Below are 16,397 nucleotides of genomic sequence, written 5' to 3' on the forward strand. Positions count from 1 at the left end.
TTAATTTCTCAGTTATGCAAATGACTGCTCAAACTCTTCGAGTTTTATTGCGTTCATCAGAAATAGAATTTGGCGCTGAAATTTTTTGCGCTCAGCAACTCTCTCTTGAGGGAGGCGATCATGCTCACGCAACAATTGGGTAATGACGGGGTTGTAATGCTCTCTAACGGGGGACATTGAAATTCCTTGGTAAATATCTCGTTAAAAGAGAATTTACCAAGGGGTCTATATATCTACAAGGAATATATAGCGATATCTAAATTACTTTTAGGTATATAGAAACTGGTTGATTACTTCTCTACGAATGCACGTTCGAAGACATAGTCACCCATTTGACCAAGGCTTGGTGAAACTTTGAAGCCTTTGGCATCTAGCATCTCAGAAGTTTCCTTGAGCATCGATGGGCTGCCACAAATCATGGCGCGATCAACAGCAGGATCAAGTGGTGGCAAGCCAATATCTTTAAAGAGTTGACCCGACTCAATCGCGGTTGTGAGACGACCGGTGTGTTTGAATGCTTCACGTGTCACAGTTGGGTAGTAGATCAATTTTTCGCGAATCAATTCACCAAGGTACTCATCTTGAGTGAGTTCATTTTTGATGTAGTCGGCATAAGCGAGTTCACTTACCAAGCGCACACCATGGATCAATACAACCTTTTCAAACTTTTCATAGGTTTCTGGATCGCGAATAATGCTCATGAATGGAGCAAGGCCAGTGCCAGTACTAAAGAGATAGAGGTGCTTACCTGGGTTTAAGTCATCCAATACCAAAGTGCCAACAGACTTTTCGCTCACCAAAATTGGGTCACCAACCTGAATCTTTTGAAGGCGCGATGTTAATGGACCATCTTGTACTTTAATGCTCAAGAATTCCAAATGCTCTTCGTAGTTAGGGCTAGCAACACTATAGGCGCGCACTAATGGTTTGCCTTCTACCTCAAGACCAATCATCAAGAAGTGGCCACTGCGAAAGCGCAGGCCTTTATTGCGGGTAGTAGTAAAGCTAAATAAAGTGTCGTTCCAGTGATGAACGGTGAGAACGGTTTCGGTGTGATATGCGGCCATAAATACGATTTGGTTATAAGGGCAAAACGATGATTATCCCATTCTTGAGGCTCGATTTCAGGTCTAATGCCCTGAAAAATAGGACTCTGTAGTGATATAGATCGGACTTTTAGTAATAAAGACCGCAATTTAGGGGCTTCTATATAGAGCCCGCTATCATTTAAATATGACCCGATCTCAATACCTTTTCCTCTCTTTATTTAGTCTTGCACTGGTTGCTTTTGCAGTTGTCTTACAGCAGACAGGCTATCAAGGGGTGAGTTTTTTGCCGTGCCCCTTATGCATCTTGCAACGGGTTGGCTATTTAGGCGTCGCCATTTTTTGTTTCTTGGCTGTCGGCTTTTCTCCAGTTCGAAAATTATTTCATGGCTTGGCTGCTTTATCAGCGGCTTATGGGTTCTCGGTGGCTGCACAACAGGTATGGCTTTTGTCTCACCCAGAAAGCTCCTGCGGTATCGATCCGCTAGAAGTATGGATTAATCAATTTCAGTTAGCCAAAGGCCTGCCTTGGTTATTAAAGGCTGATGGCCTTTGCTCGGCAAAACTTCCAGCCATTCTAGGTTTGCAAGTGCCAGAATGGTCCTTATTTTGGTTTGGGGTGTTATTGCTTGTTTTGCTAATTACTTTCTTTAGAAATTCTCGTGCTTAGCTAATAACAATCCCATCTTTTACAAGATTTGGTTTAACCCATAAGATCTACACATACTTTTTGCATTAAGGAATATTGATGACCTACTTTACTGATAACTCCCAAACGATTGGACGTACACCCTTGGTTCGTTTGAACCGTGTGACTGATGGTGCTAAAGCGACTGTGCTCGCCAAGATTGAAGGTCGCAATCCTGCGTATTCAGTCAAATGTCGCATTGGCGTTGCCATGATTAATGATGCCCAAGAGAAGGGCTTGCTTGGACCGGGCAAAGAGCTGGTTGAGCCAACCTCTGGCAATACGGGTATCGCATTGGCTTTCGTGGCTGCTGCTCGTGGCATTCCGCTAACACTCACCATGCCAGAAACCATGAGTATTGAGCGTCGTAAGTTACTCACTGCTTTAGGTGCAAAGATTGTTTTGACCGAAGGCCCCAAAGGCATGAATGGTGCAGTTGCTAAAGCCAAAGAGATTGCTGAGTCTGACCCAAATAAGTATGTATTGCTTCAGCAATTTAGCAACCCATCTAATCCAGCAATCCATGAAAAGACCACTGGCCCAGAAATTTGGGAAGACACTGATGGCAAGATTGATGTATTCGTAGCCGGCGTTGGGACGGGTGGCACTATCTCTGGTGTTGGGCGCTACATTAAGAACATCAAGAATAAAAAGATTGAAGTCGTGGCGGTTGAACCAACTACTAGTCCTGTCATTACCCAAAAACTTAACGGCGAAGAAATTAAACCAGCTCCGCATAAGATTCAAGGCATCGGCGCTGGTTTTATTCCGGACAATTTGGATTTATCGGTTGTTGATAAGGTTGAGCAAGTAAGTAATGAAGAGGCAATTGAGTTTGCTCGCCGCATTGCTAAAGAGGAAGGTATTTTGGTTGGGATCTCTTGTGGCGCAGCTGCTGCGGTAGCAGTTCGCCTTGCTAAGAAGCCTGAGTACGCAGGTAAAACAATCGTAGTTGTACTGCCCGATGCTGCTGAGCGCTATTTGAGCTCTGCGTTGTTTGAGGGTGTGTTTGATGAAAAGGGTTTACCAGCATAATTCGGAATTGTTTCAATTAGCCGCAATAACCTTAATAAAAAAGGCACCCTCGGGTGCCTTTTGTTTATTGCGGGAATGATTATTCTTCTTCGCGGCGCAAGTGTGGGAAGAGAATCACATCACGAATGTTTGGCGCATCCGTGAGCAGCATGACCAAGCGGTCGATACCGATGCCGCACCCACCGGTCGGAGGCATGCCATATTCGAGCGCGCGAATAAAGTCATGGTCAAAGTACATTGCTTCTTCGTCACCAGCTTCTTTTTGCTCTACTTGTTTGCGGAAGCGATTGGCTTGATCTTCGGCATCATTTAGCTCAGAAAATCCATTAGCAATCTCGCGACCAGTGATGAAAAGTTCAAAACGCTCAGTAATCCCCGGGCGGGTATCTGATTCTCTAGCTAGAGGACTTACTTCGATTGGGTAATCGATGATGTAAGTTGGCTCCCAGAGATGCTCCTCTGCAACCAATTCAAATAAGGCTAGTTGCAATGCGCCGATGCCAGCATTCTTAAGAGTTGGAGAATCGGGATTCTCGCCACCTTTTTTCAATTCAGCGCGAATGAAAGTCGCATCCTCTAACTGAGAGGCCTCGTAGCTCTTGCCTGACTGGCCGCAATACTTGAGGATTGCCTCATTAATAGTTAAGCGCTGGAATGGTTTACTTAAATCGAGTTCACGTCCTTGGTGAGTCAGTACTGCTGTACCTTGCGCATCAATAGCGGCGGCGCGAATCAAACCTTCGGTGAAATCCATCAACCAACGGTAATCGGTATAGGCTGCATAGAATTCCATCATTGTGAATTCTGGATTGTGGCGTGGGCTCACACCTTCATTACGGAAGTTGCGGTTGATTTCAAATACCCGCTCAAAGCCGCCAACTACTAGACGCTTAAGATAAAGCTCAGGCGCAATACGCAAGAACATCTGCATATCGAGTGCGTTATGGTGAGTAATAAATGGTTTTGCTGCTGCACCACCAGGAATCGGATGAAGCATTGGAGTCTCGACTTCCATGAAGTCAGCATCGAGCATATGGCGACGTAATGATGCAATCGCATTACTGCGTGCTTTAAATGTATTGCGGCTTTCTGGGTTAACGATCAGGTCAACATAGCGCTGGCGATATTTAGTCTCCAGATCTGAGAGGCCATGAAACTTGTCAGGCAAGGGACGTAAAGACTTACTCAAAAGACGTAAGTTGTTGCACTCGACTGAAAGTTCACCCTTGTTTGTCTTAAACAGATTGCCTTCAGCAGAGATAAAGTCGCCCATATCCCAGTGCTTAAAGGCACCATGGGTATCTGCACCAGTCAACTCATCATTGATGTAAAACTGAATTTGTCCACTGCGATCTTGAATGGTCGCAAAGCTGGCTTTACCCATCACACGTTTGAGGATCATGCGGCCAGCTACTTTGACATGAACCTTTTTAGCTGCGAGCTCTTCTTTAGTGAGGCTATCGTAATGAGTGTGTAAGTCAGCAGCCAAATGGGTTGGGACAAAATCATTTGGGAAGGCAACGCCATTTTGGCGAAGCTTGGCAAGCTTCTCACGACGCTCGGCGATGATATGGTTCTCATCAACAGCTTCAGTGACTGGTGCTGATGTATTGGCTGAGTTGGTTTTATCGTTCATATTGGTCAGTAATTAAACGCCTTGCTTTAGGCTAGCTTCAATAAAGGCATCGAGATCGCCGTCCAACACTTTTTGAGTATTGGAGATCTCAACGTTAGTGCGTAAATCTTTAATACGGCTTTGATCCAAAACGTAGGAGCGGATCTGGTGACCCCAGCCCACATCAGTCTTGCTGGCCTCTAACTTATCTTGTTCTGCACGACGCTTTTGCATCTCGTGCTCATAAAGTCGTGACTTGAGCATACTCATCGCTTCAGCGCGGTTGCGGTGCTGACTTCGGTCGTTTTGACACTGCACTACGATCCCCGTTGGGATATGGGTGAGACGAACTGCAGAGTCGGTTTTATTAATATGCTGTCCACCCGCACCAGAGGCGCGGTAGGTATCGGTTCGAATATCGGCGGGATTGACTTCAATCTCAATAGAATCATCGATCTCTGGGTAGACATAGATAGAAGCAAATGAAGTGTGGCGTCCGTTTGAAGAGTCAAAAGGAGACTTGCGCACTAAACGGTGTACACCAGTCTCAGAACGCAGATGTCCATATGCATATTCACCATCGACTTTAATCGTAGCGCTCTTAATGCCAGCTACGTCACCATCAGACTCTTCCAAGATTTCGGTTTTGTAACCCTTGCGTTCGCAATACTTGAGATATTGGCGATAGAGCATGCTGGCCCAATCGCAGGCTTCAGTACCGCCGGCACCTGCTTGAATATCAATAAAGCAATTGCAAGAATCCATCTCGTTGTGGAACATCCGACGGAACTCAAGATCGTTGATGATCTTGCTATAACTCTCAACGTCTTGCTCAATCGCAGCAATCGTCTCAAAATCACTTTCTTCTTTGGCCATATCGAATAGTTCGATAGCGCCAGTGATATTGTTATTTAAATCGGTGAGAGTAGCAACAACACCGTCGAGCAATTTTTTCTCTTTGCCCAGTGCTTGCGCTTTCTTTTGATCATCCCAAATCGTGGGATCTTCCAGAATCGAATTAACTTCAGTAAGGCGACGCGACTTTACTTCGAAGTCAAAGATACCCCCGAAGTGCTTGCTCACGGGTGAGCAGATCGGACAAGGTATTTGAAATAGTATTGAGTTGTTCAGCTTCCATCCCCTAATTATAAGGGGGTTATTGCATCTGACTCTCAGGCTGCGGGAGTCTCGTCATGAGCCTCAATCATGAGCTGAACTCGGGCTTGGCCCTGGTAGCGATCGGTGACCAAGCGGTATGCAAGCTTGGCTCTGGCCGGTAGGCTTTGGGTTCGATTGAACCAAACCGCTGTTAATGGCTTAGCGGCTAGTGTGTTTTCAGAGGCATTGGGGCCTAGAGGGCGCACCATCAATCGAAGATGCTTCTCTTTCATGAGGCTTTGCTGGGTGATTTCAAAGTCACCATAGAACACTGGTTGTGGAAATCCTTGACCCCAGATTTCTTCTGCGAGTAAGTCGCCAATTTCGGGCGTAAATTCTGAAGGTTGAAGAGCACCATCATGAGGATGGCGACGTTCTAAGATCTCATCGGTCAATAAACTGTTTGCCACTTCTTGAAAGCAAGTATCAAACTTCTCGAAATCAGACTTACGAATCGTCAGGCCTGCAGCCATTGCGTGGCCACCAAACTTCAGAATCAGACCTGGCTCACGTTTAGAAACAATATCGAGTGCATCCCGCAAATGAAAGCCGGTTAATGATCTTCCAGAGCCGCGTAATTCTTCCCCAGTGTTGCCATCAGGAGCAAAGACAATTGCAGGACGATTAAAGCGTTCCTTTAAGCGTGAGGCCACAATGCCAACGACACCTTGGTGCCACTCGGGATTCCACAGGCAAATACTCGTGCGTTGCGCCATCGTTCCAGCCAATTGATCTTCAGATAGATGGGCGAGCGCAGTTTCTTGCATACCAGTCTCGATGACACGGCGCTCGCGATTAATGCGATCGAGTTCTTGTGCGAGGGTCATTGCCTCATCAACGTTATCTGTCAGCAGCAATCGTATGCCAAGTGTCATATCCGCCAGACGCCCAGCAGCATTGAGTCTAGGGCCAATAGCGAAACCTAAATCAAACGTATTGGCTTTGCGAGGATCCCGTCCAGCAGCCTGAAACAAAGCTTGCATACCAGGCTGAGAGATCCCGGCACGAATACGTTTTAAACCATTTGAAACTAAGACGCGATTATTGCGATCAAGTTGTGCAACGTCAGCAACGGTCCCTAGTGCAACAAGGTCCAATAAGTTCTCAACCTTTGGTTGAGTCTCGTTGGTAAATTTTCCGCGCTGACGAAGCTCTGCACGTAATGCCACCAATACATAAAACATCACACCAACACCTGCGAGTGCTTTGCTTGGAAATGTACAACCCGATTGATTGGGATTGACGATTGCTGTGGCTTTGGGTAATCGATCGCCTGGTAGATGGTGGTCAGTCACAATGACTTCCATCCCAAGCTCACGGGCACGATCGACACCTGCCTCGCTGGCAATACCGTTATCAACGGTGATGAGGTATTTCGGTTTTGGGTTTTGCTGTGCTGCGAGCTCAACTACCTCGGGGGTTAGGCCATAGCCCATCGTAAAACGATTGGGTACCAAAAACTGAATAGGGGTATCTGCTCCCCCGAGCATTCGCAACCCTCTTAGACCCACTGCACAAGCTGTGGCTCCATCGCAGTCATAGTCTGCAACGATGAGCATGGGCTCTTTTTTCTCCAGAATATCTGCTAGCAAGCTTGCAGTAGAGATGCAATTCTTGAGCTCTGTTGGAGAAAGCAGATTTTTCAGTTCTAGTGACAGCTCTTCTGGAGACTCCAAACCACGGGCGGCATATAAGCGAGCCAATAACGGATGCAGGCCACTTTGCTGAAGCCAAGTAGCAGTCCGTTCAGAGTAAGGTCTTTGGGAGAAGAGGCTCATGAAGAGACGATTTCTTTCCAGGTGAGTGGTTCTGCTTTTTTCCAAAACGCCCAAGATTTTTTGTAAAGATCTTTTGCAGTAAAGATGCGCTCTCGCACTTTTCCATTTGAAAAATCAATTAGTGCAAGCGCGTCCAGTTGCTTATCTATTAAAGCTTTGCTTAGAACAGGCCAAATTGTCTCTGGCTGATCAAGCCATGCAAAAGCACCAGCAAGCCCTCCAGTTTTAACTGTGTTGTTATGGGGTATTTTCAAATACTTGGCTAGACCAGCTAGCAAGGGATGCTCACCATAGACCTGACGGGATGATGTGATTGCTTGGGGAGCTTGCACATCACTGAGTTTGCCAATGCCACTAATCCAAAGTGAGTTAATGCTTGGTAGATCACGTTGCTCACGCTCTTCGTTGACGGGGCCAATATGCCAAAGCATTTGAATCTCATTCTGCAATTTACGCCAACGCTTTGCGACACCTTGCTCCTTTGTATCGCGTGGCATCCACCAATCAATATTGCGACCATGCGCTTGATCCACGCTATAGCTTGCCAAACTTGCAAAAGGCCCCGCAGGAATAAACCAGTAATGTTGGTCATGAAATAACACTGGACTCTGAAAATCTTCTTCTATAAAGGGAAGAGCGACTTTGAGAAGTTCAGATGATTCTTTGATGGTCAGATCAATCTGGTTCTGACTCATCAAAATCAGATGGTCGCGAGTAGCATGCAGATGAACTGGTTGTAGGCAGGCAATTTCCTGGTTTGGATTTACCGTCAATGATGATTGGCCTAGGAGAAGGATTGGGGCGATTGGAGTCAAATCTCCTAATAAGAAGCGCTCATGGGGGAGCCCTTTTAATGGCTGATCCCCAATGTTCTGTGTATCTAAAGCATCCTCCCCGGCCAGCATCAGGGTAAAGCGCCGTGGAGCGTTTTGCAGGGAGTTCATATTTGCAGTCATTCCCCTGATTTTAGGTGGCATTTAGGTATTCCATCAGTTTGCCCTTGCAATTGTCTAAACTGTGGCTATGTTGAGACTTCCCATTGAGCTAGAAATTGGCTTGCGCTATACCCGCTCCAAGCGTCGCAAGACGGTTGGTAAGCGTGATGGCTTCCTTTCCTTTATTTCTGGAATTTCTACTGCCGGCATCGCTTTGGGCGTGGCATCTCTGATTGTGGTGCTATCGGTGATGAATGGTTTTCAAAAAGAAGTGCGCGATCGCATGCTTTCGGTACTTTCTCATGTCGAAATTACCGCGCCTGATGGATTAGCAAATTGGGAGCCAATTGCCTTGAAAGTGGCGGAGCAGCCTCATGTTGTTGGTGTTGCCCCAATGGTTGGTTCTCAGGGATTACTCACTCGTGACAATGTTATGCGTGGCGTTGCTATTCGTGGCATTTCGCCTGATGACGAGGGAAAAGTTTCCGACCTCCCAAAGCAATTTGTTGCGGGAGGCATTATTGATCTCAAGCCGGGCGCTTTCGGGGTTGCTTTAGGCGCTCAACTTGCTTCCTTAGTGGGTGCTCATGTCGGCGATCGAATCAATCTCATTGTTCCTGAGAGTGATTTGACTCCTGCAGGTGCAATGCCGCGCATGCGTACACTTCAAGTAGTAGGTATTGTTGATAGCGGCCACTATGAATACGATAGCTCGCTTGCCATCATGCATTGGAAAGATGCAGCAGCCTTATTGCGCTTGCATGATCCATCCGGACTTCGAGTCAAGGTTGACGATATGCAGCGCGCGCCAGAAGTAGCTACCCAATTAGCCTCAGTAGTACCTCAGGCATTGTGGATTACGGATTGGTCTCGCTCTAATCGAAATTGGTTTGCTGCAGTTCAAACTGAAAAAAAGATGATGTTCATTATTTTGACTTTGATTATTGCGGTCGCTGCCTTTAATCTGGTCTCTACATTAGTAATGACGGTGAATGAAAAACAAGCTGATATTGCAATATTAAGAACAATGGGCGCAAGCCCAGGCTTAATTCAAAGAATTTTTTTAATTCAAGGTCTCGCTATTGGATTATTAGGATCTTTAGCGGGTGTAGGCTTGGGCCTATTAATTGCTCTAAATATCGATGTGATTGTTCCCGCAATTGAAGCGATATTCCGCGTGCGCTTTTTACCGCGCGATGTCTATTTTATTAGTGAGCTACCTTCCGATGTGAGATTAAATGATGTGCTCACCGTTGGTTTGATGGCATTTGGCCTTTCAGTGTTGGCAACGCTCTACCCGAGTCGTCGCGCTGCTAAGGTGCAGCCCGCGGAGGCATTGCGCTATGAATGATTTGAGTAAAGCTGCCAATCCAGTGCTGATAGCGCGTGACCTCAGTAAGAAGTATGGCCAAGGGCCTACTGCAGTTGAGGTGTTAAAGGGTGTTGATTTAATGGTTGATCCTGGTGAGAAGGTGGCGATCGTTGGCTCTTCAGGCTCTGGCAAAAGTACCTTACTTCATTTGTTAGGTGGTCTTGATTCGCCCACGGCTGGCTCAGTTACGCTGTCGGGCCTTGCGCTTTCGCAACTCTCTGTGAGACAGTTAGATTTGCTTCGTAATGAAAATTTAGGATTTATTTACCAATTCCATCATTTGTTAGATGAATTCACAGCGCTAGAAAATGTTGCGCTACCACTTCGTATAAGAGGTCTTGATCGCACCGATAGTGAGCGTAGGGCTTCTAAGATGCTTGATGCTGTTGGGCTAATAAGCCGAGTGCAGCATACCCCGGGTGAGTTATCTGGTGGAGAGCGTCAGCGTGTTGCAGTGGCTAGGGCGTTGGTAGGTAATCCTGCTTGTGTTTTGGCAGATGAGCCTACTGGAAATTTAGACACTGAAACTGCAGATGGGGTATTTGATTTAATGCTCGATATTGCGCGCGAGCAAGGCACTGCTTTTGTAATCGTGACGCATGACCCTGTGCGCGCAAAACGCTGCGATCGTATTTTGCATTTAGAGCGTGGAGTATTAAAGACTTTCGTGCAGTAGGGCATCCTATGTGGATTGATACTCACTGCCACTTAGACGCACCCGAGTTCTCCAAGACTCTGTCGTCTATTACTTCTGCTGCAAAAGAAAAGAACGTCCAAGCTATATTGTTGCCCGCAGTAAAAGCGGCTGATTTCATGCGGGTAAAAGAGATTGCATCTCAATATGGAGAGGAGATTCCCGGGCTAGTTTATACGCTAGGTATTCATCCTCTCTATACCAATCAAGCCCATGAGGAAGACATCTCCTATCTTGATGAGCACATTGAGCAGTCACTCTCTGATCCAAGATTTGTTGGTGTTGGTGAAATTGGGCTCGATTACTTTGTAGAAGGCTTAGATCCGCACAAACAAGAATATTTTTTTCATGCTCAATTAGATCTGGCTCAAAAATATCAATTGCCGGTCATTTTGCATGTGCGTCGTTCTCAAGATGCTATTTTGAAAGCATTAAGACGCCGCAATATTTCTGGCGGAATTGCCCATGCGTTTAATGGCAGCTTTCAACAGGCCGATCAGTTTATTGAACTAGGCTTTAAATTAGGATTTGGTGGTGCCGCAACTTATGAGCGAGCGCTGCAGATCCGTAGGTTATTAACAGAACTTCCCCTCCATTCGATTGTTACGGAAACAGATTCTCCCGACATCCCGCCTGCCTGGTTAAAAGAAGAGGGTATTGCATTCAATGAGCCTGCGTTTGTAGAGCGAATTGCCAAAGAGTTAGCTGCCCTACGTGGCATCAGAGATTCTGAATTTGCTTTCGCAGTGTGGAGCAATGCTATGCAGGCACTACCGCGTTGGTCAGCTCTTTGCGCTAGCAAACCTAATTTAACCCCAGCCTCTTAAATTCTTGCGCTTAGCGATTACGGCATTCATTGCCGGGGGATCACTCCTTTTCTTTTTGCCAAAAATACCTTCAGCATGGCTATTAGTTTGCTTGTCTATTGGCATGCTGTGTTTATTAGTTTTATTGATAGGCCCAAGAGCCAAATGGTCTCGTTGCATTTCCATCAGTATCTTGCTGTTTGTTGTTGGCTTTGCCTGGAACGCCCACTATGCAGAATGCCGTTTGAAAAATATCCTTGCCGAAGAATTGGAAGGTAAGGAATTGATTGCTGAAGGAAGGATTATTGCTTTACCGCAAAGTAATTCAACGGGCGCTAAGTTTGCTTTTGAGCTTGATTACCTTTCATCTAGAAAGGAGCGGGTTAGTCACTTTCCTAAAAGGGTCTATCTCAGTTGGCAGCCTGCATGGAGAAGTGATCAAAAGATTCCTGAAGTTATTCCGGGTCAGCGCTGGAGGTTCAAGGTGAAACTCAAAAAACCATATGGCTCTCTCAATCCTTATACATTTGATTTTGAGCGCTGGTCTTTTCATCAAGATTTTGGTGCTAGCGGCTCTGTAAAGTCTGGCGAACTCTTAATCCCTCAAGATATTGGCATTGCTGATTTTGAGTTGCGCATGGAGTTAGCGCGCTGGAAGTTACGCGAGCGTATTCGTTCGCTTCTACCTAAAGATGCTCGCTATGGAGGCGTGATCATAGCATTGGTGATGGGCGATCAAAATGCTATTGAGCAAGATGACTGGCGGGTCTTTAATGCAACAGGAATAGGGCATCTGATTTCTATTTCTGGATTGCATGTCACGATGCTGGCTGGAATTGGAGCTTCTGTTGCTGCATGTATCTGGCGACGTTGCACTTGGCCGTTGATTATTCCAGTCAGCAAGGTTGCAGCATCCGCAGGGTTTGTTGTCGCCTTTATCTATGCCTGGTTGGCAGGCTTTCAAATACCAGCACAAAGAACGATGTACATGGTTGGTGTTGTAGCTTATGCATTATGGACCGGCAGAAATCCGAGATCATTTGATATCTGGTGGTGGGCGCTTGCACTTGTTTTGTTGATCGATCCGATGGCGCCATATACGCCGGGCTTTTGGCTTTCGTTTGGGGCAGTTGCAGCCATTCTCTTTGCTATGAAGGATTCTTCCAGTTTGTTAGGTATCCCTACGGGCAAAGAGCTCGAGGTCCAGTGGTCACATCGAGCCTTGCAAGCTTTACGAGAGGCATGCAGAGTGCAAGCAGTAGTGACCATTGCTTTACTACCATTTACTTTGTATTGGTTTTATCAGGCGTCAGTTGTATCGCCCATTGCTAATGCGTTAGCCATTCCTTTAGTGAGTTATATCGTGACTCCATTGGCAATTGCCGGATCGCTGCTACCAGAATTTATTGGGCGCTGGCTTTTGCTGCTTGCACATATATCCATGGAATATCTTTCTGTATTGCTTGAGTGGATGGCGAGCTGGAGATGGTCGGTGGTGTGGGCGAGGCAACCAGATAACTGGCTATTATTAATTTCAGGAGCAGGAATTATTTATGCAATTCGCCCAGGAGGACTTCAGCAATCATGGGGATTGAGAGTGTTAGCGCTGCTTCCAGCTTTTGTACTCTTCATCCCTATAGGAGGCTTGATCGATGAATCCATTAAGCCAGGTGAGTTTAGGGCGACAGTCTTAGATATTGGCCAGGGAACAGCCGTCCTGGTTGAGACAGCGAACCGGAAATTGCTCTATGACACAGGATCGATTCAAGGGAAGAATGATGATGCCGGTCAACGTGTGATCTTGCCCTATTTACGCGGTAGGGGGATTGATCGAATTGATCGTATGGTCATCAGCCATAGCGATAGTGATCACATTGGCGGCGCAGCTTCTTTATTGAGGCATCTTCAATTTGATTTGATGATGGGGTCGCTACCAAATAACAATGTACTGTTATTGAACTTGCACACAAGAAAGATACCCAGTATTCCCTGTCGTTATCTACAGCACTGGACTTGGGATGAAGTGGATTTTTTGATTTGGCATCCGCACGAAGAAACACTTTTTGAAAATCAATATTCAATGAAGCCTAATGAGATGAGTTGCGTATTAGAGATCCGCAATAAAAATAGTTCTTTGTGGCTAACTGGAGATGTGGAGAAACGGGGCGAAGAAGAAATCTCGAATCGCTTGGATCAGATTGCCTTGAACATGATTGGCGATCGGGAAATAATTTTTATGGCGCCACACCACGGTAGCAAAACTTCCTCATCGATTGGGCTGTTAACAAAATTAAGTCCCGGCGTTGCCTTTGCTCAAAATGGCTACCGTAATCGTTATGGACATCCGCACCCAACTATTACTGCTCGCTATGAGAGTTTAGGAATCCCCTTTCTTCAAACGCCTAAGACAGGAGCTCAACTTTGGAAGTTTGGAAAAGATCCAGAGATCTCGGTAAGTTTTCTGAGATGGGATGCAAAGCGTCTATGGCACCGAAATGCAGATCCACATGTAGGCCCACTCAAATTACTGGAGGGCAAAAAGCAAAAAGCCCTTTAAAATTAAGGGCTTAGTACGTAATTCTTGGTTGCGGGGGCAGGATTTGAACCTACGACCTTCGGGTTATGAGCCCGACGAGCTGCCAGACTGCTCCACCCCGCGTCTGAAGCTGAAATTCTACCATTTTTTGGACCCTCCCGTCGAGGCATTTCTTTAAATAACGCATAAAAAACGGCATTTTTACTAAGAAATCGACATTTCCCTCAATGGGCATAAGGAGTAATATATTGCCACGCAACAACACGCTAGGAACAATTCATGTCGCTGAGTAATCCAGAGTTTTCTGAATCATCATTATTAAGACCGGTTGAAGTCTCTCGTGAGAGTCACCCGCATAAAAAAGGTGCTTCTGTTGCTTTAATGTTTGCGGCAATTGGTGTTGTATTCGGAGATATAGGTACTAGTCCTCTATACGCGCTTAAGGAATGTTTTAGTCCAGATCATGGTATTCCCTTTTCGGCTGATGCTGTCTACGGCGTTATTTCGATGGTTTTTTGGGCCTTTGCAATCGTTGTGTCGCTTAAATACGTTTTATTCGTGATGCGCGCTAACAATCATGGCGAAGGCGGCATATTGGCACTCATGGCGTTGGCATTAAGAACCGCGCCAACAGGATCTAAACGATCATTGCTGATTATCATGGCCGGCGTTTTTGGTGCCTGCATGTTCTATGGTGATGCAATCATCACACCGGCTATTTCAGTGCTGTCTGCAGTTGAGGGTCTAGAGGTGATATCAAGCGACTTAACTCGTTTTGTTTTGCCAATCACCGTTGCTATCTTGATCATCCTATTCGTTATCCAAAAAACGGGTACCGAAGTGGTTGGTAAATTATTTGGCCCAATTATGGTCTTGTGGTTTTTGGCGATCGCATTGATGGGCTTGTATCAGGTTGTGCAGAACCCTACTATTTTTGCCGCTGTTAATCCTATGTATGCCATTCATTTCATGGAAGAGCATGCATTGCAAGGATTTATCGTTTTGGGCGCTGTCTTTCTTGTATTAACGGGGGCGGAAGCCTTATATGCTGATATGGGGCACTTTGGTATTAAGCCAATTCGTATGGGTTGGTTTTTTATCGTGATGCCGAGCTTGCTCTTAAATTATTTTGGGCAAGGGGCAATGTTTTTGGGCAATCCAGATACGATCAGCAATCCTTTTTTCTTGATGGTTCCTGAAGTACTTGTTCTTCCCTTGGTTATTTTGGCCACTGCTGCAACTGTTATTGCATCTCAGGCCGTTATCTCAGGTGCATTTTCAATGACCAGTCAAGCTATCTTGCTTGGCTTTGTTCCGCGCATGAAAGTCCGCCATACTTCCGACCGTGAAATTGGTCAAATTTATATGCCGCTGGTAAATTGGGCTTTATTGGTTTTAGTGGTTGCAGTAGTATTGGCATTTAAGAAGTCTGAAAATTTAGCCGCTGCTTACGGTATTGCAGTTACCACAACGATGATCATCACCACTTTCTTAGCGGCGATTGTGATGCGCGTGGTATGGCGTTGGAACACGGCGCTAGTAACGTTAGTAATCAGCTCTTTCTTGGCAGTTGATCTAGCTTTCTTGTCGGCAAACCTTTTAAAGATTTTAGAGGGCGGGTGGTTTCCTCTCTTGCTTGGGGCTATTTGCTTTGTCCTGTTAATGACTTGGTATCAAGGTCGAAAAATTTTGCGACAGCATGCTACTAATAACGGCATTGAGCTCAAAAGCTTTATTGAGGCCTTGTTGATGCATCCTCCACATCGCGTTGAGGGAACGGCAGTTTTTTTAACTGCTCACGTAGATTATGTGCCAGTCTCTTTTTTGCATAATTTAAAACATAATCATGTTCTCCATGAAAGAGTTTTCTTTCTGAAGGTGAGCATTTGGGATGTTCCTTATGTAAAGGATTCCGAGCGCATCACCTTGCGTGATCTGGGACATGGTGTTTACGTAGTTCGTGCGGTATATGGATTTAATGAAACTCCGGATATGGCGCAGATCATCTCATTAATTGAAAAAGCTTCAGGCCAAAAATTTGATGAGATGAATACTTCATTCTTCTTGTCACGCGATACTGTGGTGCCAACTGATATTCCTGGAATGGCCCTTTGGCGTGAGATTTTGTTTGCGTGGATGTATCAAAATGCTGGACGTCAATCAGACTTCTTCAAGATTCCAGCAAACCGTCTGGTGGAGCTTGGCGCTAAGGTAGAGATTTGAGAAGTAATATTTCACTAAGACCTAAAATATTCATCGGAATATTTTTACTAGTCAGTTCTTTTAGCGGAATTGTCTTGGCTACTCCTGCCGAAGAGGCGGAGTTAGCCAAGTTGGATAAGATTGAATCTGAACTTGAGCTCCAAAGAGATTGGGCTAAGTACCGCTGGGGCAAAGCCTCTTCAGATTGTTATCAAAACTATTGGGTGAACTATTGCTTGCGTAGCGCAAGAGCGGATTACCGCAAGGAGATTGATCCGATCAGCGAGCAAGAGCGTGCTTTGCATGAAGTCCAGCGCAATCTACGCAAGAGTATTAAGGATCAGGAAGATCAAAAACGTGCCGCTGAGCGTGCTGCTCCAGAAAAGGCGGCTGAACGGGCTGATAACCAGCGTGAATTTGAGGATAAGCAAAAAGCAGCAGCAGCCAGAGCGGCTGATTTAGAGCAGCGCCGTAAGGATGCTCCTAAGCGTGCTCAAGAAAATAAAGCGGGCACTCAGCTCGACTAATTTTC

Annotated in this window: 14 protein-coding genes and 1 tRNA gene; 8 read left to right on the forward strand and 7 right to left on the reverse strand. The window is 45.8% G+C overall.

Translation table 11 applies throughout. From position 1 onward, the window contains the following. Window positions 1-12: 12 nt before the first annotated feature. A complete protein-coding gene (locus ICV38_RS02580; protein ID WP_215382895.1) occupies window positions 13-177 on the reverse strand; it encodes a hypothetical protein in 165 nt (54 codons plus the stop codon). A gap of 113 nt (window positions 178-290) precedes the next feature. Further along, window positions 291-1,067 (reverse strand): ferredoxin--NADP reductase, encoded by a 777-nt coding sequence (locus ICV38_RS02585; RefSeq protein WP_215289257.1) that lies wholly within the window; start codon window positions 1,065-1,067, stop codon window positions 291-293. Window positions 1,068-1,233: 166 nt separating this feature from the next. Here ICV38_RS02585 and ICV38_RS02590 point away from each other — a divergent pair, with 166 nt between their 5' ends. After that, window positions 1,234-1,716, forward strand: a complete 483-nt coding sequence (locus ICV38_RS02590; protein ID WP_215382191.1) for a disulfide bond formation protein B — start codon at window positions 1,234-1,236, stop codon at window positions 1,714-1,716. Between the two features lie 78 nt (window positions 1,717-1,794). Beyond that, window positions 1,795-2,769, forward strand: coding sequence for a cysteine synthase A (gene cysK / locus ICV38_RS02595; protein ID WP_215382192.1), 975 nt, complete (start codon window positions 1,795-1,797; stop codon window positions 2,767-2,769). Window positions 2,770-2,848: 79 nt separating this feature from the next. Here cysK and lysS read toward each other — a convergent pair whose 3' ends face one another. From lysS to ICV38_RS02615, 4 genes are all read right to left on the reverse strand, one after another. After that, window positions 2,849-4,405, reverse strand: coding sequence for a lysine--tRNA ligase (lysS, locus tag ICV38_RS02600; RefSeq protein ID WP_215382193.1), 1,557 nt, complete (start codon window positions 4,403-4,405; stop codon window positions 2,849-2,851). 12 nt (window positions 4,406-4,417) lie between these two features. After that, window positions 4,418-5,522, reverse strand: a protein-coding gene (prfB, locus tag ICV38_RS02605) for a peptide chain release factor 2 (protein WP_215382194.1) whose coding sequence is annotated in 2 segments (ribosomal slippage) — window positions 4,418-5,449 and window positions 5,451-5,522 — 1,104 coding nt in all. Because the reading frame shifts where the segments join, the coding sequence is not laid out codon by codon here. A 34-nt stretch (window positions 5,523-5,556) separates the two neighbouring features. Further along, window positions 5,557-7,320 carry a single-stranded-DNA-specific exonuclease RecJ gene (recJ, locus tag ICV38_RS02610; RefSeq protein ID WP_215382195.1) on the reverse strand — a complete coding sequence of 588 codons (1,764 nt, stop codon included), beginning with the start codon at window positions 7,318-7,320 and terminating at the stop codon, window positions 5,557-5,559. Then, window positions 7,317-8,297, reverse strand: coding sequence for a hypothetical protein (locus ICV38_RS02615; protein ID WP_215382196.1), 981 nt, complete (start codon window positions 8,295-8,297; stop codon window positions 7,317-7,319). The genes recJ and ICV38_RS02615 overlap by 4 nt, the downstream gene beginning before the upstream one ends. Window positions 8,298-8,346: 49 nt before the next feature. Between ICV38_RS02615 and ICV38_RS02620 the strand changes: the two genes are divergently transcribed. From ICV38_RS02620 to ICV38_RS02635, 4 genes are read left to right on the forward strand one after another with little or no spacing between them, the layout of a single operon-like run. Continuing rightward, a complete protein-coding gene (locus tag ICV38_RS02620) occupies window positions 8,347-9,606 on the forward strand; it encodes a lipoprotein-releasing ABC transporter permease subunit (RefSeq protein ID WP_251368270.1) in 1,260 nt (419 codons plus the stop codon). Further along, a complete protein-coding gene (locus tag ICV38_RS02625; protein ID WP_215382198.1) occupies window positions 9,599-10,303 on the forward strand; it encodes an ABC transporter ATP-binding protein in 705 nt (234 codons plus the stop codon). The genes ICV38_RS02620 and ICV38_RS02625 overlap by 8 nt, the downstream gene beginning before the upstream one ends. An 8-nt stretch (window positions 10,304-10,311) precedes the next feature. Beyond that, the gene (locus tag ICV38_RS02630; protein ID WP_215382199.1) at window positions 10,312-11,148 is read left to right on the forward strand and encodes a TatD family hydrolase; all 837 of its coding nucleotides are present in this window, start codon (window positions 10,312-10,314) and stop codon (window positions 11,146-11,148) included. A gap of 55 nt (window positions 11,149-11,203) precedes the next feature. Further along, window positions 11,204-13,684 (forward strand): DNA internalization-related competence protein ComEC/Rec2, encoded by a 2,481-nt coding sequence (locus ICV38_RS02635; protein WP_251368195.1) that lies wholly within the window; start codon window positions 11,204-11,206, stop codon window positions 13,682-13,684. Window positions 13,685-13,709: 25 nt separating this feature from the next. Here the strand turns inward: ICV38_RS02635 and ICV38_RS02640 are convergent. Further along, a tRNA-Met gene (locus ICV38_RS02640) sits at window positions 13,710-13,786 on the reverse strand. Window positions 13,787-14,044: 258 nt separating this feature from the next. On the opposite strand from ICV38_RS02640, the gene ICV38_RS02645 reads away from it, so the two are divergent. Next, window positions 14,045-15,886, forward strand: coding sequence for a potassium transporter Kup (locus ICV38_RS02645; RefSeq protein ID WP_251368271.1), 1,842 nt, complete (start codon window positions 14,045-14,047; stop codon window positions 15,884-15,886). A gap of 74 nt (window positions 15,887-15,960) precedes the next feature. Further along, complete coding sequence (locus tag ICV38_RS02650; protein WP_251368197.1) at window positions 15,961-16,392, forward strand: hypothetical protein; 432 nt, start codon at window positions 15,961-15,963, stop codon at window positions 16,390-16,392. Window positions 16,393-16,397 lie beyond the last annotated feature (5 nt).

The organism is Polynucleobacter sp. MG-6-Vaara-E2, assembly GCF_018687695.1.
GTDB lineage: Bacteria > Pseudomonadota > Gammaproteobacteria > Burkholderiales > Burkholderiaceae > Polynucleobacter.

What these genes read in the sequence shown, in the direction of transcription:
- ICV38_RS02580 (WP_215382895.1), bottom strand. Translation starts at nt 177, where the DNA reads ATGTCCCCCGTTAGAGAGCATTACAACCCCGTCATTACCCAATTGTTG.
- ICV38_RS02585 (WP_215289257.1), bottom strand. Translation starts at nt 1,067, where the DNA reads ATGGCCGCATATCACACCGAAACCGTTCTCACCGTTCATCACTGGAAC.
- ICV38_RS02590 (WP_215382191.1), top strand. Translation starts at nt 1,234, where the DNA reads ATGACCCGATCTCAATACCTTTTCCTCTCTTTATTTAGTCTTGCACTG.
- cysK (WP_215382192.1), top strand. Translation starts at nt 1,795, where the DNA reads ATGACCTACTTTACTGATAACTCCCAAACGATTGGACGTACACCCTTG.
- lysS (WP_215382193.1), bottom strand. Translation starts at nt 4,405, where the DNA reads ATGAACGATAAAACCAACTCAGCCAATACATCAGCACCAGTCACTGAA.
- recJ (WP_215382195.1), bottom strand. Translation starts at nt 7,320, where the DNA reads ATGAGCCTCTTCTCCCAAAGACCTTACTCTGAACGGACTGCTACTTGG.
- ICV38_RS02615 (WP_215382196.1), bottom strand. Translation starts at nt 8,297, where the DNA reads ATGCCACCTAAAATCAGGGGAATGACTGCAAATATGAACTCCCTGCAA.
- ICV38_RS02625 (WP_215382198.1), top strand. Translation starts at nt 9,599, where the DNA reads ATGAATGATTTGAGTAAAGCTGCCAATCCAGTGCTGATAGCGCGTGAC.
- ICV38_RS02630 (WP_215382199.1), top strand. Translation starts at nt 10,312, where the DNA reads ATGTGGATTGATACTCACTGCCACTTAGACGCACCCGAGTTCTCCAAG.
- ICV38_RS02645 (WP_251368271.1), top strand. Translation starts at nt 14,045, where the DNA reads ATGTTTGCGGCAATTGGTGTTGTATTCGGAGATATAGGTACTAGTCCT.